This window comes from Bradyrhizobium sp. UFLA03-84, from assembly GCF_002289535.1.
GTDB lineage: Bacteria > Pseudomonadota > Alphaproteobacteria > Rhizobiales > Xanthobacteraceae > Bradyrhizobium > Bradyrhizobium viridifuturi.
In genome coordinates this window covers 1,404,284-1,425,208 of record NZ_NSJY01000013.1, presented here as the reverse complement: position 1 = coordinate 1,425,208, position 20,925 = coordinate 1,404,284, and the positions used below count along the sequence as shown (strand labels likewise).

Sequence of the window (20,925 nt, the reverse complement as noted above, 5' to 3'; positions counted from 1 at the left end):
TCAGACTGCGATCGGCGCGACGTCGATCCAGCGCCGCTCCTTCCAGCTCTTCAGCGCGCATTCGGCGAGCTGCACGCCCTTGGCGCCTTCGAGCAGGGTGTATTTGTAGGGCGCATCCTCGCAGACATGGCGGATGAACATCTCCCACTGCTCCTTGAAGCCGTTGTCGTAGACGACGTTCTCGGGGAGCTTCTGCCAGTCGGCATAGAAATCGTGCATGCGCTTCTCGTCCGGATTCCACACCGGCCGCGGCGTCGCCTGGCGCGCCTGGATCATGCAGTCGGTCAGGCCCGCGACCGCCGAGCCATGGGTGCCGTCGACCTGGAAGGTGACGAGGTCGTCACGGTAAACCCGCGTCACCCAGCTCATGTTGATATGCGCGATCACGCCGCCCTTCAGGCGGAAGGTGGCGTAAGCGGAATCGTCGGCGGTCGCCTGGTATTTCTTGCCCTTCTCGTCATAGCGCTCGGGAATATCGGTCGTGCCGATGCAGACCACGCTCTCGACTTCGCCGAACAGATTGTCGAGCACGTAGCGCCAGTGGCAGACCATATCCAGAATGATGCCGCCGCCGTCCTCGGCGCGGTAGTTCCATGACGGCCGCTGCGCTTCCTGCCAGCCGCCCTCAAACACCCAGTAGCCGAACTCGCCGCGCACCGAGAGCATCCGGCCGAAGAAGCCGGAGTCGCGCAGGAAGGCGAGCTTCTTCAGGCCGGGCAGGAACAGCTTGTCCTGCACCGTGCCGTGCTTGAGACCCTTGGAATTGGCCAGCTTCACGACCGCGACGGCTTCCTCGAGATTGGTCGCGATCGGCTTCTCGCAATAGACATGCTTGCCGGCATTGATCGCCTTGGTCAGCAGCGAGGGCCGCGCCTGCGTGGTCGCGGCATCGAAGAACACGGTGTCGTTCGTGTCGGCGAGCGCGCGATCGAGATCGGTGGTGTGACGCTCGATATTGTAGCGTTTGGCGAGGCCGGCGACCTTCTCGGCGTCGCGGCCGACCAGGATCGGATCGGGCATGATGCGGTCGCCGTTCGCGAGCTGCACGCCGCCCTGCTCGCGGATCGCGACGATCGAGCGGATCAGATGCTGGTTGAGTCCCATCCGGCCGGTGACGCCGTTCATGATCAGGCCGAGGCGTTTGGTCGTCATACTGTCTGCTCCTGCGAAACGCGTGGTGTTGGCCGCTTCAGCGGCTGCATGGTGGACCAGTCCGGATGGATCGAACTGGCAAAGCCCGAGGCGGCGGCGATCGATCCGGTCAGGAGATCGCCGTCATGGATCGCAAGGCGGACCTTGCCGCCGACGCGCGTGTAGAGGTCGGGATGCGCGGTGAGGAAGGCGTCGGCCTCGTCAGCCGGGGTGTCGGCAAAGCCGTCGACGTAGTGATGCCCGTTGCGCTCGGCATGGGGAATGCCGATCAGTGCTCCGAGCGCGAGATCCTGCTGCACGCCGAGCCCGGCCTGGCAGGTCAGGTCCTCGCCGCTGATGAAGTACCGATCGCCATCGGAACTCCACGTCGCCGCGCGCGTCGCATTGATGATCGACTTGTAGATGCCCTTGCACGATTTCGAGGAGATGCCGCGATAGCCGAGCGCCCGCGCCTGCGGGAATGCGTCGTAGGAATCGTCGGCCTCGTCGATGATGAAGTTGCGCGCCGCCAACGGCCCGAGCGGCGACGCCCTAGTGATATCGCGCGGCATCGGCTGTTCGATATAGAGCAGGTTCGCCGCGATCGGCCGCAATGCCGCGTCATGGTCGAGCCGCTCGGCCAGCGCATTCAGCGCGGCGAGGTCGGCATACTGCTCGTTGGCGTCGAGCGTCACCTTGATGGCATAAGGCAGCTTTGCAAGCTCGCCGCCGATCCGCTTTAGCCGCGCCGCATCGTGAGCAGGATCGCCGTTCAGCTTGAGCTTGAAATACCGCGCACCGGCATTCTCGTTACGGTCGGCGACACCGCCCTCGCCTTCGACCGTGTCGTCCATCCCGACCGTGTGCCTGACGGCGACACGATCGAGCCGCTGGCGCGTCGCAAGGAAGCGGGCGATCGCGGCGTCATCGAGATCGGGCGTCAGCCGCGCGTCGATACCAGCGATGTTGCCGGCCATGCCGTCGAAGAAATTGACGCCGGCCGCGCGCAGCAGCGCGTCCAGGATCGCCTTGTCGATCTCGGCCGGGCCGAAGCCGGCGGCGAGCGGCGGGATGTCCTCGGCGGCACAGGCCGCGACCTGTGCGCCGATACACCGGGCATGCAGGCCGAACGCGGTCTTAAAATCCCGGTTCGCCAGATAGAGCTCGCGTGCAATCGCGAGCGAGCGGCGCAGGCCGTCGAGCGACTGCACTTCCGTCAGATGCGGCCGCTTGTCGAACCATTTCGGCGCCAGCATTTCGGCGCCGGCGCCGGTCGCCCGGCCCTTGCCCTCCACCTCGATCTCGACCCGCACGAACAGCTGCGTCGACGCCGTGATCGTCACCGCGCCGAAGCGGAATGGCCGGGCGAAGGGCAGCGGCCGTTCGAAGAAGGCGATATCTTTGACTTTGAGGCGAAGCGGCATCGTAGGCTCGGTTCAGTCCAGCGACCCCTGCGTGAAGAAATGCTTGCGGATCCGCTGCACCAGTTCGGTGAAGACGGGATCGGACATCGTGTCGAGCGAGCGCGGCCGCGGCATCGGCACGTCGTAAATCGCCGCGATCGCGCCGGGCCGCTCGGTCATGACGAGCACGCGGTCGGCGAGGAACACGGCTTCGGGAATCGAGTGCGTGATCAGCAGCACCGTCTTGCCGGTCTCGCGCTGGATCCGCATCAGCTCGACGTTCATCCGCTCCCGCGTCATGGCATCGAGCGCGCCGAACGGCTCGTCCATCAGCATGATCTTGGGATCGTGCACCAGCGCGCGGCAAATCGAGGCGCGCTGCTGCATGCCGCCGGAGAGCTGCCAGGGCAGCTTCTTCTCGAAGCCTTCGAGGCCGACGAGCTTCAGGAGCTCCCTGGCGCGGGCGAGATATTTGTCGCGGGCGAGCTGCTTCATGTCGATCGGCAGCATCACGTTGGAAAGGATGTTGCGCCACGGCAGCAGCAGCGCGTTCTGGAACACGATGCCGACATTGCCGTGCGGCTTGGTCACCACCTCGCCGTCGACCAGCACCTCTCCTGATGTCGGCGGCAGCAGGCCCGAGATCATCTTCAGCAGCGTGGACTTGCCGCAGCCTGAGGGCCCGACCACGACAAAGAACTCGCCGTCATTGATGGTGAAGTCGAGCGGCCGCAGCGACGGCACGTCGCCATCGCGCGACCGGTAGGTCTTCGACACGCCCGACAGCTTGATGCCCGGCGCAGCGCCGGCCGCGCGGTCCGACACCAGCCGCAGATGCGCCGCGGGTTGGACGGCGTCAGCGGGTTTGGTTGCTGGATTCATCGCGATCCTCTCCACCCGTCGTCCCTGCGAAAGCAGGGACCCATACGCCGCGGCTTCTGGTTCGGGCACACGGGGAGAGACCTTCCGCAACAATTGACGCCGGTGGTTATGGGTCCCCGCTCCGTACGCAAGTGCGCACTCGGCAGGGACGACGGCTGATACAAGTGGTTCACGAATTACCCTTCGGCAGATAGTCGTTGGTGTAGAACGCCTTCGGATTGGCCTTCGCCTTGGCATCGAGGCCGCCATACTCGACCATGAGGTTGACCGACTCCGTCATGTTCTGGTCGGTGACCTGGAACGGCCGCTTGTCCTTGGTCTCCGGCGTGCGGTAGAGCGGGATCGTCAGCTCGAAGCCCTGGGTCAGCGTATCGATCTTGCCGCCCTTCGGGTTGGCGTCGAGGATCGCCTGCGCCGCGGCCTTCGAATCCTTCTCCGCGGCTTCCACCGCCTTTGTCGTCGCCGACATGAAGCGGCGGACCAGGTCGGCATTGGCCTTCACATAGTCGGAATTGGCGATGATGCCCGACGAGACCATATTGATGCCGTAGTCGGCGAACTTGATCGGATAGACGTCCTTACCGGTGGCGTCCTTGATCTTCATCGACTGGTCCATGACGTAGCCGAGCAGGAGATCGGCCTGGCCGTTGATCACGGCGTTGAGCTTGGTCTGGCCGTCGCCCGCAACTGTCTGGAAATCGCTTTCCTTCAGACCGGTCTTCTTCAGGAACAGCGGCCAGATCTGCGTCATGGAATCCGCGGGCGTGATCGCGACCGTCTTGCCCTTGATGTCCTCCGGCTTCTTGATGTTCTTGTCGACGAAGCCCATCGCCGACATCGGGCTGGTCTGCAGCAAGACGCCGGTTGCGATCACAGGCGCGCCCTTCACTGCGGCGCGCATCATGGTGGGCACGTCGACATAGCCGAAATCGGCGGTCTTGGCCGCGACCGCCTGCGTGGTCGCAGCCGAGCCGCGGCCTTCCTGGATCTCGAGGTCGATGCCCTCGGCGGCATAGATGCCCTTGGCCTTGCCGTAATAGAACGGCGCGTGCTCGCCATAGACGTACCAATTCAGCATCAGCACGACCTTGTCGGCTGCGGATGCCGGGGCCACCGCGAGCGCGGTCCATGCCAGTGCGGCGCCGGCGACCGCAATCAAACGCTTCATGGTTGTTCTCCCTTTATGATCCGGCCCTTGTATGGGCCGCTTGTTCGTTTGCTGCGCTAGGAAGCGAAGCTGATGTCGTCGCGCTGGCTGACGTGCCAGGGGATCACCAGCCGCTCGATGCGGTCGACGATCCAGAACAGGATGACGCCGAGCAGCGCCAGGATCACCAGCGCGGCGAACATCGTCGGCAGGTCGAAGGTACCGATCGAGCGCTGCATCACATAGCCGATGCCGGAATTGGAGCCGACGAATTCGCCGACCACGGCGCCGACGACGGCGAGCGTCACCGACACCTTCAGGCCGGAGAAGATCGCGGGCATCGCGTGCGGCAGGTTGACCGCGCAGAACACCTTGAAGCGGCTGCCCTGCATCGCCCGCGCGAGGTCGACCATGTCGGGATCGACCGACTTGAAGCCCTGCACCGCCGAGACCACGACGGGGAAGAAACCGAGCAGGAACGCCGAGATCACCTTGGGAATGATGCCGAAGCCGAACCACACCACGAACAGCGGCGCGATCGCGATCTTCGGCACCGACTGGGAGAACACCAGCAGCGGATAGACGTAGCTCTCGACCGTCTTCGAGCCCGCGATCAGCATCGCGACGGGAATGCCGAACAGCGCCGAGAGCAGGAAACCGCAGAGCGTCGCATAGGTGGTCGGCCAGGACTGCCGCAGCAGCTCCGGCCAGTCGCTCCACAACACTGCGACGACGTCGCCGGGCGACGGGATCTGATAGGCCGGAATGTGGAACAGGCGGATCGATAGATCCCAGGCCGCCACGATGACCACGAGGAACAGGAACGGGCGCAGCCACGCCGCATTCAGCACCTTCGACAGGCTTGAGGGGCTCTTTGCCTCCGCCACGTCACGCTCCCTTGCAGTTTCTCAGTTCGGCCAGAAATTAACCCGTTGGATAAATACTGTCCAGCCCCTCACACGCGGCAAAATCGCGCTGAAATCCCCTACTTTCGTCAGACGGATTTTTATCGATATGGGTTGCGGATGAACCGCGCCCCGTCACACCACGCGGTGTTCCGCGGCATGCCGCAGCGGCATCGCGCCGAATGCGGCCGCGGATTTTCCGGTCAGCGCCGCCAGCACCAGCGCGGTCATGTGCTCGAGGCGCTCGTCGCGAGCATCCTTCTTCAGGAGGTCGCGGCCGAAGATCACGCTCAGCGTCGCGCTGTTGGAGAGGTAGAAGAACGCGAGGCCCGCGATCGAGATGTAGAGTTGCACCGGATCGACCGCGACGCGGAAATCGCCGCTCTCGACCCCGCGCGTCACCACGGTACGGATCATCTCGACAAAGGGCGAGTGCATCGACTTGACTTTGGTCGAGCGCTTCAGATGCTTCGCCTTGGCGAGGTTTTCCGTATTCAGCAATGCCAGGAACTCGGGATTGCGCAGAAAATAGTTCCAGGTGAAGTCGATCAGGCGCCCGATCGCCTCGGGCGGATCAAGATGCTCGAGGTCGAGCGTGCGTTCCTCGGCGCGGATCTTCTCATAGGCGCCTTCCAGCACCTCGAGATAGAGATCCTCCTTGTTGCCGACATGGTAGTACAGCATGCGCTTGTTGGCGCCGGCATTGGCCGCGATGCGGTCGACCCGCGCGCCGGCGAGGCCATGGGCGGCGAATTCCTGCTTGGCCGCCTCCAGAATCCGCAGCCGCATCCCCTGGGGGTCGCGCTGCCATCTCTGTATTCGCTTTGCCTCGCCAAATCAATCGCCCGTGATGCTGAAACGATGAATGTAGCATGACGCGCGACGTTTGAGAACGAATGTTGTTGTGTCAGTTGTGCGGGAATTTTTGCACAATCGCCGCTTCGTCATTCCCCGGTGCGCAGTTGCGCACCTGAGGGCTCGCGAAGCGAGAGCCCGCAATCCACCCATCCACGGAACATGCGGCTCGATGGATTCCGGGTTCGTGCGTCGCACGCCCGGAATGACGATAAGACTTGCTCCACGCACGCTGCCGTGACGACGCGCGCACAACGCGCGGGCTAGTCTGGCTTTCCCTGCGAGGGCTGCACCAGAAGCGTCGGCACGCCGCACGTGCCGTTGCGCACCGTCGTGACGCGCGTGCCGGGCTTGCGGCCGGTGCGAATCTCGGAAACGTCGACGCCGGCGGCAATCAGCCGCGTCCGCGTGGCATCGATATCGGCGACGCGCCAGCAGATCCCGCGCAGCCGGTCCGGCGCGTCGGCCTCCGCCTTGTCGTTCCCCTTGCCCGGCCGGTGCGTGACCTCGACGACGAGATCGCCGCAGCGGAAGAACATCAGCCGGCCCCAATCGGGATGCGACCGGTCGAGCGCCATGTCGAGCCCGAGCCGCGCGCCGTAGAGCGCCGCGGCGCGTTCCGGGTCGGCGGTCGAGACCACCACATGATCCATCGCGGTGATCGAGGCCGGCGTGGTGCGGACCGAGAGCGGCCGCTCCTGCGCACGCTCGAGGAAGAACATCCGCACGCCCCGCGTCGCATCGGTCGCTGCACGCGTGCGCTTCCACGCCAGCGTGGCGCCGCTCGCCTCGTCACGGCTCTCGACCTCGGCGACCGGCTCGGGCTTCAGCGTCAGCCGGTCGAGCCTGCGGTGTGTCCTGGCGATATCGCTGGTGCGGAAGCAGAGGCTCGCGAGCCCCTCGCCTTGCGTCACGAGCGCGCCGCGGACGCGCTGTGCGGCGGCATCGTCGCCGCGCGGCGCCATCAACTCCAGCGTCGTGTTGTCGAGCGTGAACAGCACGCGGTCGGCGCCGTCGCCGCTGTTGCGCCAGGCCGGCGCCCGCGCGAACAGCGTCTCATAGGCTGCGCTGGCGGCGACAATGTCGCCGGTGAGGACGACGACGTGATCGAGACCGGTAATCATGGCCTTGGCCTCCCCAAATCTGCCGTCATGGTGCTTCTCCTTGCGAATCCCGGAACCACTGCCTGCCAGCGGCCGTTATGCCGCATACCAGAACGGGGCGGCGCATCCATCATCTCTACCTGCAAACCAAGCAGGGTTGCGAATAATTTCAGCGATATCGGCTGACCAGCAGTGCTAGTCTGATCATCGGCCGGGACCACACCAAGCGACGACGGGAAGCGAATGCAGGCTCTCTTCATTGGACAGACCTATATCGACGTCACCTTCATCACGGATCACATGCCTGTCGGCGACGAGAAGCACGTCGCGGACGCCTACGCCGTCTCGTTCGGCGGCAACGCGGTGACCGCGGCGTTCTGCTGCGCCAAGCTCGGCATCGAGCCGGACCTGATCGCCACCATGGCCAATGACTGGCTGGGACGAATGTTCTGGGACATGGCCGACCGCTACGGCATCTCGTTCCATCCCCGCAAGGTCAACTCCTCCTCGCTGTCCTTCATCATGCCCAATGACGGCAAGCGCGCCATCGTCCGCTGCCGCGACGACCAGCACATCCACCCCTTTCCGCTGCTGAACATCAAGGGCTGCCGCGCGCTCCACATCGACGGCCACCAGCCGGACGCCGCGATCCATTATGCCAAGCTCTGCCGCGAGGACGGCATCCTGACCTCGCTCGACGGCGGCGGCCTGCGCACCAACACGCATGAATTGCTCGCCTTCATCGACGTTGCGATCGTCGCCGAACGGCTGTGCGAACAGATGGACAAGACGCCGGAGCAGATGCTCGACTACCTCAAGAGCCGCGGCTGCAAGGTCGGCGGCGTCACCATGGGTGAGCGCGGCCTGCTCTGGTACGACGAGGCGGGTACGGTGCAGACGCTGCCGGCGTTTCCGATCCCGCGCAAGCGCGTGATCGACACCAACGGCGCCGGCGACGTCTTCCACGGTGCCTATATCTATTCCTATCTCGCCAATCCCGGAAAGGCCTGGCGCGAGCATTTCGAATTCGCGCGCGCGGCGTCGACCTTCAAGATCCAGAAGCTCGGCAACGAGGCCGGCCTGCCGACGCTCGCCGACATCGCCGCGGTGAAGCAGGAGTTTGGCGCCGCGGCTTGACGGGCTGAAAGGGAGTGGGCATGGGGCGCGTCTTCGTCGCGGGCAGCATCAACATGGACGTGGTGGCGACCGCCGGGCGCCATCCGAAGGTGGGCGAGACCGTGGCCGGCGAGGCCGTGCTCTATTTTCCCGGCGGCAAGGGCGCCAACCAGGCGGTGGCATCGGCCAAGCAGGGCGTGCCGACCACGCTGATCGGCCGGCTCGGCACTGATGCGTTCGGAAAGGAGCTGAGAACCTTTCTCGCCGCGCAAGGCGTCGATCTCTCCTTCGTCAAGGACACCGAAGGCACGCATTCAGGCACCGCGATCATCACGCTTGCCAATGCCGACAACACGATTGTGGTCGTACCGGGCGCCAACGGGCTGGTCGATGCCGATGATGTTGCAGCACCCGTGCTTGCGAAAGGTGACGTCGCGGTCAGCCAGTTCGAGATTCCGCTGCCGACGATCGCCGCATTCTTCCGCCGCGCCCGCGCCGCCGGCGCCACCACGATCCTCAACCCGGCGCCGGCGAGACAGGCGGACAAGGCGCTGCTCGATCTCGTCGACGTCCTGATCCTCAACGAGACCGAGCTCAGCCTCCTTGCGGGAGCCGAACTGCGCGACAGCGACGCTCCCTCCCGTTTTGCCGAGGCGGCGCGAACCTTGGGGCGCGGCAAGACCGTCTGCGTCACGCTCGGCAAGCGCGGCGTGCTGGCACTGGTCGATGACCAGCCGCTGCTGGTGCCCGGGCGCGAGGTCAAGGCTGTCGACACCACAGGAGCCGGCGACTGTTTCGTCGGTACCCTCGCCGCACAGCTCGCGATCGGCAGGCCGCTCGGCGACGCGCTGGCCTACGCCAACATCGCCGCCTCGATCTGCGTGCAACGGATGGGAGCTGCGCCGTCGATGCCGACAGCGGAGGAAGTTAGCGCCGTTCTTTCCGCGGGTCGTCCCGGCGAAGGCCGGGACCCATAACCACCGGCCTCAATTATCTTGAACTGAGGTCAACCCGCACCGCCTCAAATCGAGAGGCCGCGGCGTATGGGTCCCGGCTCCCGTGCGCAATTGCGCACTAGGCCGGGACGACAATGGTGCTAGGCCAGCGCACTCTTCAAATCGAAGCTCATATCCGCGGCCTGCTCCGGCGTGATCGAGCCGCCGGCGCCGAGCAGCCTGCGTCCGAACATGTGGTCGCCGGCGCGGTTGACCGACTCGATACCGAGCAATTTGTCGCCGCGATAACAGAACGCCGAGAACGCGCCCTGCGCGCGGTCGCCGCGCACCACGACGCGGTCGTAGCCGGTAGTCAGCCCCGCCATCTGCAGCTTGTCGGGGCCCTGGTCGCTCCAGAACCACGGCAGGCCGTCATAGACCTCGGTCTTGCCGGTCAGCCGCGACGCCACGCAGCGCGCATGGTCGGTGGCATTCTGCACCGACTCCAGCCGCAACGATGCACCGAAGCGCTTGCTGGTGTAGAGCGCGCAATCGCCGATCGCGGAGATATGGGGATCGGCGGTCAGAAGATGCTCGTCGACGATGATGCCGGACGCGACAGGAAGGCCGGCCTCCGCCGCGAGTTCGACATTCGGCAGCACGCCGACGCCGACCACGACGAGATCGGCCGGGATGTGCGTGCCGTTGCTCAGGCTGACCCCGGTGACCTTCGCACCATCGGCCTCGATCGCCGTGACCTGGACCCCGAGGTGAATCCGGATGCCGGCCGCAGCGTGGCGCGCCTGCGAGAATTCGGAAATCTCCGCGGTCACCGCGCGCGCCATCACCCGGGAGGCGAGCTCGACCACGTCGACCTCGAGACCCTTGGCCCGTGCGGTGGCGGCGAATTCGAGCCCGATGAAGCCCGCGCCGATCACGACGGCGCGCATGCCGGGCGCGATCAGGTCGCGCAGCGCCTGGCTCTCGTCGAGGGTGCGCAGGTAACGCACAGCATCCAGCTTGGCATTGGGAATATCGAGCAGCCGGTTTCGCGCACCGGTCGCGAGCACCAGATGGCCATAATCGAGCGACGCGCCGGAGCCAAGCGCTACCTTGCGCGCATTGCGGTCGATGGCGTGGGCACGATCGGTGATCAGCTCGATCTTGTTGTCCTGGTAAAATTTCTCGGGCCGGAACATTAGGGTCTCGGGCCCGCCGGTCCCCTTCAGATAGGCCTTCGACAAAGGCGGCCGTTGGTACGGCAAATGGCCTTCGTCATTGATCAGGGCGATGCGCTCAGAAAAGCCCGCTTGGCGCAGCGAGGCCGCGAGCTGGAAGCCGGCATGTCCCGCACCGACGATGATGACCGAGCCTGTCATCGGAACAACCCAAATACGCGCGAGCAGGAGCGACCCATGCCGTTTCCTCTTGTCGATGTTAGCTTGCTTGCCCCGTCCCCACAGCGCTCGTGTCTGTGTACCGAAGGCTGACGGGCATTTGGCCTCATGGCTCGCGCGGACGCAAGGGGGTCTCTGGCGAATCTCGGCACCCGAACACCGCCTCTGGGCGCCGGGCCGCATTGCCACGGCCTCCGCCAAGGCCTTAAATGTCCGGAACCAACAAGCCCAAGGTCCCTAGAGATGCCCGATCCCGCCTCCGCCAACGACCCCGCCTTGCTCCGCATCGACGGCGCCATCGCGACCATCACGCTGAACCGCCCGGCCGCATTCAACGCGATCGACCTGACGATCGCCAAAAAGCTGGAGCAGCTCAGCGCCGAGGTCGAAGCCAACAACGACATCCGCGTCCTTGTCATCGAAGGCGAAGGCCGCGCCTTCTGCGCCGGCGGCGATCTGCAGACGATCGGCGCCGCCGCCGAGACCAACAATGTCACCCCCGTGGTCAGCGAGATGCTGCGCCACTACCATGCCTTCATCGAGACCGTACGGCGGATGCCGAAGATGGTGCTGTCCAGCGTGCATGGTTCGGCGGCCGGCGCCGGCATGGGCCTCGCCTTCGTGACCGACCTGTGCATCGCCGCGGAGGATGCCCGCTTCACGCCCGCTTATGCCAAGATCGGCGTGTCGCCGGACGGCGGAAGCACGGTCGGCATCGTAGGCACGGTCGGCACCCGTCGTGCGCTGCAGATCTTCCTTGCCGAGGACGGCTTCACCGCGCAGCAGGCCTATGAATGGGGGCTGGTCGTCAAGACCGTCCCCGCGGCCGAGCTGAAGGCGGCCACAAGGCAACTCGCCGAGCGCCTGGCGAAAAATCCGCCCGCGGCGATCGCGGCGACCAAATCGCTGGTCTATCAGGCGGCCACCACACCGACCAGGCAGCAGCTCGACGCCGAGGAGCACAAGATCATCACGACCATGCACACCGAGGACTTCCGCGTCGCCGTGAAGAAATTCACCAGCAAGTCGAAGTGAACCCAATTGGCCATGCCGTCCCATTCCTTTCTGTGTCTCCGCCACGGCGCGACCGACTGGAACCGGCAAAACCGCTTTCAGGGCCGCACCGACAACCTGCTGAACGATGACGGCGTCGCGCAGGCGCGCGCCGCCGCGCTGCGGCTCAGCAACGTCGCACTCGCCGTGATCGTCGCGAGCCCGCTGCGGCGCGCCGTGCAAACCGCTGACATCGTGGGCGCAGCGCTGTCGCGCCCCGTTGCAATCGATGCCGACATTGTCGAATGCGACTTCGGCAGCCTGGAGGGGCAATCGATCCGTGACACCATGCGCAAGCACGGCATCACCGCGCTGGAAGAGCTGGTCTCGATCCTTCCGGCGGACGGCGAACCCTGGGCCGCAGTCTCCAAGCGCGCGCTGCGCTGCATTACGACGTGGCAGGAAAGCCACCCCGGCGCCGAGATCCTGTTCGTCTGCCACGACGCCGTCATGCAGGCGGTCGCACAGGCTCTGCGCGGGGGCTTCTTCGAGAACCGTTACGGCACGCCGTTCCGTTTTGCGCCCGCAGGAGGTACCTGGACTGTGGAGGAGATCAGCAATTAGTTCGGGCAGATGTATCCCTTGCCGCCCGGTGCCTTGAAGCAGCCGACCGATTCCGGGATCACCTGCTTGGGCAGCCACAGCACGACCTTCGGGAAATAGATCGTGAAGCAGATCGTGACCAGGAACACGACATAGATCGGCAATGCCGCGCGCAGCGCTTTGGCAAAGCTGATGCCGACGAATTTCGAAGCCATCAGCAGCACCAGCCCATAGGGCGGCGTGATCAGGCCGAAGGCGAGCGTCGCGATCAGCACCACGCCCATGTGCACGCCGTTGATGTCGCCGGCCTGGGTCAACGCGTTCACGAGCGGCATGAAGATGATGATGGTCGGCACCGGCTCGATGAAGTCGCCAACCACGGTGAACAGCAGCACCATCAAGAGCATGATGAGGTGGGGATCGTTGCCGGCGATCGAGGTGATCCAGTCCGCGATATAGATGGCACCGCGCAGATAGGCCAGCATCCAGCCGAATGCGTTCGCCGCGCCGATCGTGATCAGCGGCAGCGAGAAGATCAGGCCGGCCAGGCAGAAATCGTATGGGATCTTCTTGAGGTGCCCGCGGTTCAGCGCCGGGATCACCACGATGATGATGTAGGCGACCGCGACCACGCCGGCTTCGGTCGGCGTGAACCAGCCGGTCAGGATGCCGCCGAGCAGAATCACCGGGATCATCAGCGGCAGCGCGGCGTCGCCCGCGGCGAACACGACCTGGCGCAGCGGCGCGCGCGGCTTGCGCAGGCCTGACGGCCCGAAGAAATAGCAATAGATCATCAGCCCGAAGCCGATCATCAGGCCGGGGACGACGCCTGCCATGAACAGGCCGGCGATCGAGACATTGCCGACCGCGCCATAGACCACCGCCGTGATGCTCGGCGGCACCAGCGCCGCGATGGTCGAGGCCGAAGCGATGATCGCGGCGATGAAGGCCGGCTCATAGCCCTCCCGCTTCATCGGCCCGCCGAGCGCCCGGCTCATGACCGCGACATCGGCGGTGGTCGAGCCCGACATCTCCGAGAAGAACATGCTGAACACGACCACGACCTGCGACAGCCCGCCCCTGATATGCCCGACCAGCGAAACCGACAGATTGGCGATGCGGACCACGACATTCGCGGAGCTCATGAGCTCGCCGACCAAAAGGAAGAACGGGATCGCAAGCAGCGCCTCGGAATCGACGCCGTCGAAGATCTTCTGGATGATCGCCGCCAGCGACACGTCCGACAGTATCGCGCCGACGAACACCCCGGCCATCAGCGAGAACGGCACCGGCACGCCGAGATAGCCGAAGAACAGGAAGCAGAACGACATCAGCGCAAGCACGACCGGTGCGCTCACGGCTGCACCCCCGTCGCTGCGCCGGGACTGACGGCTGGTATCGCAGGATCGTCGTCCGGCGGCTCCGGATGGTCAAAGCCGTTGCGGATGCCGTTGACGAGCTGCTCAATGGTGAACAGGCCGATCAGGATTCCGGACAGCGGGATCACCGCATAGAGCGATGCGATCGGCGTGCCCGACGGCAGGCGGAAGCTGCCGAAGCCGCGGAGGTAGTTTTGGTAGCCATACCAGACCAGGCAGAAGGCGACGCCCAGCACCACCAGCCGGATGACGATCTCGACGACCAGCCGCGACCTGCCGTGCATCGCTTCGGAGAGCGCGGTGAGATAGAGATGATCATTACGCCGTGTCGCGGCCGCGGCTCCAATGAAGATCGCATAGATGAACAGCGTCGAGGTCACCTCCTGCAGCCACAGCCAGGGATGGCCGATGGTGCGGGTGACAATGTCGGCGGTGACCGAGAGCGAGAAGCCGAAGCACAGCACGCCGCACAGCATCATCAGGACCAGCTCGAGCCGGTCGAGCGCCCGCCATTTCAGGTGCCGTTGCCGCTGCAGCACCAGTCTGTCGGCGATCGCCATGCTTCAAGCTCCGTCGTCCCGGCGAAGGCCGGGACCCATAACCACCGGCCTGAGTTGCTTACAGAAAGTCGGCGCGACCTAATCGCTCAACTGATAGGCCGCGGCGCATGGGTCCCGGCCCCCGTGCGCAATTGCGCACTCGGCCGGGGCGACGCTTGTCTAGTTGATCGCGCGGATCAGGTTCTTGATCTTCTCCGCATGCGGGCCGAGCTCCTTGGCTAGCTTGTCGAGATAGGGATCGGCGATCGCGGTGAAGCTTTTCTTGTCCACGTCGTCGACCACCTTGACGCCATATGACTTGAGCTTGGCCAGCGCGCTTCGCTCCAGCTCGAACGCCTTCTGCGGCTCCTTGGCACTGACCTCGTTGGCTGCGGCCTGCACCCAGCCTTTCTGCTCGGCGGAGAGGCTCTGCCAGAGCTTGTCGGAGACGAACAGCAGCGCATTGTTGGCCTCGTGCTCGGTGATCGAGAGCACCGGCGCCACCTCGTAATGCTTGTTGACGAGATAGACGTTGATGCTGTTCTCGGCGGCGTCGACCACGCCGGTCTGCAGCGAGGTGTAGACGCTGCCGAACGGCATGTGCACCGTCTGCGCGCCATAGGCCGGGAACATGGTGTCCTCGGTCGCGGTGGCCTGCACCCGGACCTTCATGGCCTTGAGGTCGCCGACGTTGTGGATTTCCTTCTTGCTGTAGATGTGACGCACGCCCTGCGAGCCGGTGCCGATCACATGCAGGCCCTGCGTGGTCTCATCGATCATCGTCCTGATGGCATCGAACACCTGCGGGTCGGCCAGCGCCTTGACCACATGAGCGTCGTTGCGGAACAGGAAATGCAATGACATCACGCCGGCCTGCGGCGAGATCGTCGCGGTGTTGGCGGAGGAGATGATGGCGAACTCGATATCGCCTGACTTGACGAGCTGCAGCACCTGCGGCTCCTGGCCGAGCTGCGCGCCGGGATATTGATCGACGATCAGCGTCCCCTTGCTCAACTCCTTGAGCTTCTCGGCGAACAGATCACCGGCGACCGAATAGCCGGTGTTGCGCGGCTGGTCATAGGCGAAACGGAAGTGCTTGACCTCCTGCGCGCCGACGCGCGCGGGCAGCAGCAGCGCTGCCGCGGCCATGGCGATCCCGACGATCTTGGCTGAAGTGCCCATCGCGACGTTCCCCCTGTTTTTGATTGACCCGATCATCCCATCAGTCTCGCGGGATTGTCAATAAAACAGAGGTAATCAGCTCGTAGCAGGCGCCAACGCGCGCCGCATTGCAGAAATTATCGACAATTCGACAAATGGCCGAACTTTGCGCGTTACTTCCGCTTACTTCCCCTCGGCGCGCATGAAGTCGAAATCGCAGCCCTCGTCGGCTTGCAGGATGGTCTCGTTGAAGAGATGCGCATAGCCGCGCCTGGCCCGATCCGGCATGCCGGCCGGCGCAAGCGCCGCGCGCCGCTTCTCGAGCTCGGCCTCATCGACCAGCAGGTCGATGCTGCGCTTGGCGACATCGAGCCGGATCATGTCGCCGTTCCGCACCAGCGCGAGCGGACCACCGACGGCGGACTCCGGCGTGATGTGCAGCACGATGGTGCCGAACGCGGTGCCGCTCATCCGCGCATCGGAGATCCGGACCATGTCCTTCACCCCGGTGCGCGCGAGCTTCTTCGGGATCGGCAGGTAGCCTGCCTCGGGCATACCAGGCGCGCCCTTCGGGCCGGCATTGCGCAGCACCAGCACGTCGTCGGCGGTGACATCGAGCGCGGGATCGTCGACTCGCAGCGTCATGTCCTCGACCGACTCGAACACCACGGCGCGGCCGGTGTGCTGCAGCAGCTTCGGGCTCGCCGCCGATTGCTTGATCACGGCGCCGCGCGGCGCGAGATTGCCGTGCAGGATCGCCATCGCGCCTTCGGACTTGATCGGATTCGCCTTGGAGCGGATCGCATCCTGCCCCGGCACGTCCTCTGCGTTGGCCACGACCTCGCGCAGGGTCTGTCCGGTAATGGTCCTGGCGTCCAAGTCGATGAGGTCGCCGAGCTGCGCCATCAGCTTCGGTACGCCGCCGGCGTGATGGAAATGCTCCATGTAGTGCTCGCCCGACGGCTTGAGGTCCACCAGCACGGGTACCTCACGGCCTAATTTGTCGAACGCCTCGAGGTCGATCTTGTGCGGCGAGCGGTTGGCAATCGCGGTGAGATGGATCAACCCGTTGGTCGAGCCGCCGATCGCCTGCATGACGACCTGGGCGTTGCGGAACGAGGCCGGCGTCAGGATCTCGCTCGGCTTCGGTCCCTTGGTCTTCGCCATCTCGGCGGCGACGCGGCCGCTGGCCTCCGCGGAACGGAAGCGCTCGGCATGCGGCGCCGGGATCGTCGCGCTCATCGGCAGCGACAGCCCGAGCGCCTCGGTGATGCACGCCATGGTGGAGGCCGTGCCCATCACCATGCAAGTGCCCACGGAGGGCGCAAGGCGCCCGTTCACCGCCTCGATCTCGTTGTCGTCGATCTCGCCGGCGCGATACTTGCCCCACAGCCGGCGGCAGTCGGTGCAGGCGCCGAGCACCTCGCCCTTGTGATGGCCGACCACCATCGGGCCGACCGGAATCACCACCGTTGGCAGATCGGCGCTGATGGCCGCCATGAGCTGTGCCGGCAGGTTCTTGTCGCAGCCGCCGATCACGATCACCGCATCCATCGGCTGGGCGCGGATCATCTCCTCGGTATCCATCGCCATCAGGTTGCGCAGATACATCGAGGTCGGATGCGCAAAGCTCTCGGCGATCGAGATGGTCGGGAACACGAACGGCATCGCGCCCGACAGCATCACGCCGCGCTTCACCGCCTCGATGATCTGCGGCACGTTGCCGTGGCAGGGATTGTAGTCGCTGTAGGTGTTGGTGATGCCGACGATCGGGCGATTGAGCGCGTCGTCGGAATAGCCCATCGCCTTGATGAAGGCCTTGCGGAGGAACAGCGAGAAGCCGGCGTCACCATAGCTGGTCAGTCCCTTGCGAAGTCCGTCGGCCATTTTCTTCTCGTCCCGTGGTTATCAGGCCGCACTTAAGGAGGGGCAGGAATTATTGTCAATATGAGATAATCCGGCGGCAGCGGGTGGCTGCTCTGCGGCAAAATCGCTCCCATTATTGACAATGGCAATGGCATCATGCTGACCTCCGGCATCGCCCCCGAAGCCCAGAGCCCATGAAAGCCGAGCCCATCCCGCCCGAACTCCAGGCCCCCTCGCGCGAGGAGGAACAGGCGGAGGTGATCCGCCGGCTGGAGGAGGACATCATCTTCGGCCGCTTCGCGCCCGGCCTGCGGCTGGTCGAGGATACGCTGATGCATCGCTACGGCGCGAGCCGGCATTTCGTCCGCCAGGCGCTGTTCCAGCTCGAGCGTCAGGGCATCGTGCTGCGCGAGAAGAATGTCGGCGCCACGGTGCGGTTCTATTCGGCCGAGGAGGTGCGGCAGATCTACGAGGTGCGCGAGATGCTGACGCGCCAGGCCGCGCTGATGATCGCCCTGCCCGCGCCCGACAGCCTGATCGACCAGTTGAGCGAGCTGCAGCGGCACTACTGCCTCAAGGCCGACGCGCAGGACATGCGCGGCATCCACGAGACCAACGATGCATTCCACCTCGCGCTGTTCTCGGCCTGCGGCAACCCCTATCTGGTGCGCTCGTTGCAAGACTACATGAACCTGACGTTGCCGATGCGCGCCAAGAATCTCGCCGACCGCGAGGGCCTCGCGCTGTCGCGCCGTCAGCACGAACTGATGATCGAGCTCCTGAAGGGCCGCGACAGCTGGGCGCTGGCGCAGCTCTGCGTCGATCACATGCAGTACAGCAAGGCGGATTATCTCGTCCGCATCTCCAACGACAAAAAGCCGCAATAGCGCGATACGCGGCCTCCTCGTGAAGGAGACGGCGATGCGTTATGCGGCTTTGTTGGTGGGATCGTTCGCGGCGCAGCTTGCGCTTGGCGGAATCGCCGTGGCGGCGGATGCGCGCGCGACGGAGCTCACCTATGAGCCCTGGGCCAAGACCTGCCTGACCGAGGCGAGTTGCTTCGTTGCGGCTGCCGCACGCGGCAAGTGCGCGCCGTCGGGCGGCACCATCAGCATCTCGCCGCAGAGCGCTACGCGCGCGCTGCTGACCGCCAATGTCGGCACGCGGACCATGCTGGAAGGCACGATCAGCCTCCGCATCGACCAGGACGAACCGATGCAGATCGCGCGGACGCACTGCTACACGCTCGGCTGCGGCGGCACGCTGGAGGCCAATGCCGAACTGATCGAACGGCTGAAGCATGCACAGACGATTGCGGTGGAAGCCAAGAACCTGACCGGACAGAAGATCAGCCTCAGCTTCCCGCTCAGCCACTTCTCCCAAACCTATGATGGGCCCGGAAGCGCCCCCAAGGCGACCTCCGGGAAAGGCGCGAACGAGCCGCAGCGCGAGCACACCGAAGCAGTGAAGCAGTTGCCGCAGTGCGAGGATTGATCACTTCTTCCAGTCGATCACCCCTGTCCTGTCGCCGTCGAACTCCATGCTGCAGAACGCGCCGCCCTGGTAGTAATCGCCGACGGGATCGGGCGGCAGCTTGGCCTGCTCGGCCATCGCGTGCTCGCGGAAATCCTCGCCGCGACCGGCCGGGCGATAGCCGAGATCGTAGGCACGGTGATTGTCCCACCACGAACGCTCGTTGTAGGAGGCGCCGTACAGCACCTCGAAATGGATGTCGGGATGCTCGAGCCCGATCCGGCAGAGCTGCACCAAATCCTCCGGCTTGAGCCAGATCGACAGCCTGCGGTGATCGAGCGGCGCCTCGCCGAAATTGCCGATCCGGATGCAGGTCACCTTGATGCCGTGCTTGTCGGCATAGAGCGCGCCCAAGCCCTCGCCGAAAACCTTGCTGACGCCGTAGCGGCTGTCCGGCCGCGCGGTGACGTCGGTGCCGATGCGGTGATGCCGCGGATAGAAGCCGACCGCATGATTGGATGAGGCGAAGATCACGCGCTTGACGCCCTGCTTGCGCGCCGCCTCGAACAGATTGTAGCAGCCGATGATGTTGGCCTGCAGGATCGCATCCCAGGAACCCTCGACCGAATAGCCGCCGAAGTGCAGGATGCCGTCGACGCCCTCGCAGACCGCCTCGACCTCTGCGAGGTCGGCGAGATCGGCGGCCTTGAATTTCTCGTCGCTGCGGAGATCGGAGGGCGGCTTGATGTCGCTCAGCAGGAGATCCGGATAGATCGGCGGCAGCAGCTTGCGCAGGCTCGTTCCGATTCCCCCCGATGCGCCGGTCATCAATATGCGTGGCATGCCGTCCCTCGTCTTTCCTGATTGATCAGCGCAATCCCTGGAGCGAATTGCGGTCGCAGGCCGACAATGATAGCAAACCATGCGCTCAAGGAAACACCATCGAAACACAACAACGAGAACAGCAAATGTCCGATGTTCATTCCGCTGGCTGGCGTGCCGCGACGTACTATCCCGATCCCGCGATCCATGCGCTCGACCCGCGCTTCGAGAAATACTGGCTGAAGCTCTCCGCCGTCGAGCGCATCGCCACCGGCCTGCGCTGGGCCGAAGGTCCGGTGTGGTTCGGCGATGGCCGCTATCTGCTGTGCAGCGACATCCCAAACCAGCGCATCCTCAAATGGGAGGAAGAGACCGGCGCGGTCAGCATCTTCCGCAAGCCGTCGAACTTCGCCAACGGCAACACCCGCGACCGCCAGGGCCGGCTGATCACCTGCGAGCACGGCGGCCGCCGCGTGGTGCGCACCGAATATGACGGATCGATCACGGTGCTGATCGATAGCTTCGGCGGCAAGCGGCTGAACTCGCCGAACGACGTCGTGGTGAAATCCGACGGCTCGATCTGGTTCTCCGATCCGACCTTCGGCCTGCTCGGCAATTACGAGGGCTACAAGGCCGATTCCGAGATCGAGCCCAACGTCTACCGGCTCGATCCTTCCATCGGCAAGGCCACCATCGTCGCGGAAGGCGTGCTCGGCCCGAATGGGCTGTGCTTCTCGCCCGACGAGAAGATCCTGTACGTCGTGGAATCCCGCGGCGTGCCGAACCGCAAGATCCTCGCCTATGACGTTTCCGCAGACGGCACCACGATCTCCAATAAGCGCGTCTTCATCGACGCCGGCCCCGGCACGCCGGACGGCATGCGCTGCGACATCGACGGCAACCTGTGGTGCGGCTGGGGCATGGGCGATCCCGAGCTCGACGGCGTCGTGGTGTTCGCGCCCGACGGCGTCATGATCGGCCGCATCGCACTGCCGGAGCGCTGCGCAAACCTCTGCTTCGGCGGCGTCAAGCGCAACCGCCTGTTCATGGCGGCGAGCCAGTCGATCTATGCGCTCTACGTCAACACCCAGGGCGCGCTCGGTGGGTAGACATCTCCGTCGTCCCGGCGAAAGCCGGGACCCATACCGCGTGATCTATCGCGCAAGGAAGTCTCAGTACCACGGCACGGCCAGTCTTCGCCAAACTCCTCCCTGT

The 20,925-nt window shown here is 64.9% G+C and carries 20 protein-coding genes; 7 read left to right on the top strand and 13 right to left on the bottom strand.

What is annotated here, in order from left to right; all coding sequences use genetic code 11:
- The 7 genes from CK489_RS20755 to CK489_RS20725 all read right to left on the bottom strand — a co-directional run bounded on the left by CK489_RS20755 (position 1) and on the right by CK489_RS20725 (position 7,447).
- The gene (locus CK489_RS20755) at positions 1-1,152 is read right to left on the bottom strand and encodes a Gfo/Idh/MocA family protein (RefSeq protein WP_095733503.1); all 1,152 of its coding nucleotides are present in this window, start codon (positions 1,150-1,152) and stop codon (positions 1-3) included.
- Complete coding sequence (locus CK489_RS20750; RefSeq protein WP_095733502.1) at positions 1,149-2,555, bottom strand: enolase-like domain-containing protein; 1,407 nt, start codon at positions 2,553-2,555, stop codon at positions 1,149-1,151. Before CK489_RS20750 ends, CK489_RS20755 begins: the two co-directional genes overlap by 4 nt.
- Before the next feature lie 12 nt (positions 2,556-2,567).
- A complete protein-coding gene (locus tag CK489_RS20745; protein ID WP_050631259.1) occupies positions 2,568-3,416 on the bottom strand; it encodes an ABC transporter ATP-binding protein in 849 nt (282 codons plus the stop codon).
- 169 nt (positions 3,417-3,585) lie between these two features.
- Entirely contained in the window at positions 3,586-4,584 is a 999-nt protein-coding gene (locus tag CK489_RS20740) for an ABC transporter substrate-binding protein (RefSeq protein ID WP_095733501.1), read from the bottom strand.
- A gap of 56 nt (positions 4,585-4,640) precedes the next feature.
- Positions 4,641-5,450 (bottom strand): ABC transporter permease, encoded by an 810-nt coding sequence (locus tag CK489_RS20735; protein WP_050631261.1) that lies wholly within the window; start codon positions 5,448-5,450, stop codon positions 4,641-4,643.
- 153 nt (positions 5,451-5,603) lie between these two features.
- Positions 5,604-6,257 (bottom strand): TetR/AcrR family transcriptional regulator, encoded by a 654-nt coding sequence (locus CK489_RS20730; protein WP_050631262.1) that lies wholly within the window; start codon positions 6,255-6,257, stop codon positions 5,604-5,606.
- Positions 6,258-6,586: 329 nt separating this feature from the next.
- The gene (locus CK489_RS20725) at positions 6,587-7,447 is read right to left on the bottom strand and encodes a VOC family protein (protein WP_095733500.1); all 861 of its coding nucleotides are present in this window, start codon (positions 7,445-7,447) and stop codon (positions 6,587-6,589) included.
- A gap of 222 nt (positions 7,448-7,669) precedes the next feature.
- Here CK489_RS20725 and CK489_RS20720 point away from each other — a divergent pair, with 222 nt between their 5' ends.
- Both CK489_RS20720 and CK489_RS20715 read left to right on the top strand, forming a co-directional pair.
- Positions 7,670-8,563, top strand: a complete 894-nt coding sequence (locus CK489_RS20720; protein WP_095733499.1) for a sugar kinase — start codon at positions 7,670-7,672, stop codon at positions 8,561-8,563.
- A 20-nt stretch (positions 8,564-8,583) separates the two neighbouring features.
- Complete coding sequence (locus CK489_RS20715; RefSeq protein ID WP_095733498.1) at positions 8,584-9,519, top strand: ribokinase; 936 nt, start codon at positions 8,584-8,586, stop codon at positions 9,517-9,519.
- A gap of 119 nt (positions 9,520-9,638) precedes the next feature.
- Here CK489_RS20715 and CK489_RS20710 read toward each other — a convergent pair whose 3' ends face one another.
- Positions 9,639-10,856, bottom strand: coding sequence for an NAD(P)/FAD-dependent oxidoreductase (locus tag CK489_RS20710; protein ID WP_095733497.1), 1,218 nt, complete (start codon positions 10,854-10,856; stop codon positions 9,639-9,641).
- Between the two features lie 261 nt (positions 10,857-11,117).
- Between CK489_RS20710 and CK489_RS20705 the strand changes: the two genes are divergently transcribed.
- Entirely contained in the window at positions 11,118-11,909 is a 792-nt protein-coding gene (locus CK489_RS20705; protein ID WP_095733496.1) for an enoyl-CoA hydratase/isomerase family protein, read from the top strand.
- Between the two features lie 12 nt (positions 11,910-11,921).
- Complete coding sequence (locus tag CK489_RS20700) at positions 11,922-12,491, top strand: histidine phosphatase family protein (RefSeq protein ID WP_095733495.1); 570 nt, start codon at positions 11,922-11,924, stop codon at positions 12,489-12,491.
- Here the strand turns inward: CK489_RS20700 and CK489_RS20695 are convergent.
- The 4 genes from CK489_RS20695 to CK489_RS20680 form a co-directional block, all read right to left on the bottom strand.
- On the bottom strand, positions 12,488-13,828 hold the full coding sequence (locus CK489_RS20695; protein WP_095733494.1) for a TRAP transporter large permease: 1,341 nt from the start codon (positions 13,826-13,828) through the stop codon (positions 12,488-12,490). The two genes, CK489_RS20700 and CK489_RS20695, sit on opposite strands and share 4 nt — an antisense overlap.
- Positions 13,825-14,409: a TRAP transporter small permease gene (locus CK489_RS20690; protein WP_095733493.1), complete on the bottom strand. Its 585-nt coding sequence runs from the start codon at positions 14,407-14,409 to the stop codon at positions 13,825-13,827. Before CK489_RS20690 ends, CK489_RS20695 begins: the two co-directional genes overlap by 4 nt.
- 159 nt (positions 14,410-14,568) lie before the next feature.
- A complete protein-coding gene (locus CK489_RS20685) occupies positions 14,569-15,570 on the bottom strand; it encodes a TRAP transporter substrate-binding protein (RefSeq protein WP_095733492.1) in 1,002 nt (333 codons plus the stop codon).
- Between the two features lie 162 nt (positions 15,571-15,732).
- On the bottom strand, positions 15,733-17,436 hold the full coding sequence (locus tag CK489_RS20680; RefSeq protein ID WP_095733491.1) for an IlvD/Edd family dehydratase: 1,704 nt from the start codon (positions 17,434-17,436) through the stop codon (positions 15,733-15,735).
- Positions 17,437-17,609: 173 nt separating this feature from the next.
- Here CK489_RS20680 and CK489_RS20675 point away from each other — a divergent pair, with 173 nt between their 5' ends.
- Together CK489_RS20675 and CK489_RS20670 are read left to right on the top strand one after the other, a co-directional pair.
- A complete protein-coding gene (locus tag CK489_RS20675) occupies positions 17,610-18,302 on the top strand; it encodes a GntR family transcriptional regulator (protein WP_095733490.1) in 693 nt (230 codons plus the stop codon).
- Between the two features lie 34 nt (positions 18,303-18,336).
- Complete coding sequence (locus CK489_RS20670) at positions 18,337-18,909, top strand: invasion associated locus B family protein (protein ID WP_128089666.1); 573 nt, start codon at positions 18,337-18,339, stop codon at positions 18,907-18,909.
- On the opposite strand, the gene CK489_RS20665 is transcribed toward CK489_RS20670, so the two are convergent.
- Positions 18,910-19,731 carry an NAD-dependent epimerase/dehydratase family protein gene (locus tag CK489_RS20665; protein WP_095733489.1) on the bottom strand — a complete coding sequence of 274 codons (822 nt, stop codon included), beginning with the start codon at positions 19,729-19,731 and terminating at the stop codon, positions 18,910-18,912. It abuts the gene before it with no gap.
- 125 nt (positions 19,732-19,856) lie between these two features.
- Here CK489_RS20665 and CK489_RS20660 point away from each other — a divergent pair, with 125 nt between their 5' ends.
- Complete coding sequence (locus CK489_RS20660; protein ID WP_095733488.1) at positions 19,857-20,819, top strand: SMP-30/gluconolactonase/LRE family protein; 963 nt, start codon at positions 19,857-19,859, stop codon at positions 20,817-20,819.
- Positions 20,820-20,925: the final 106 nt, after the last annotated feature.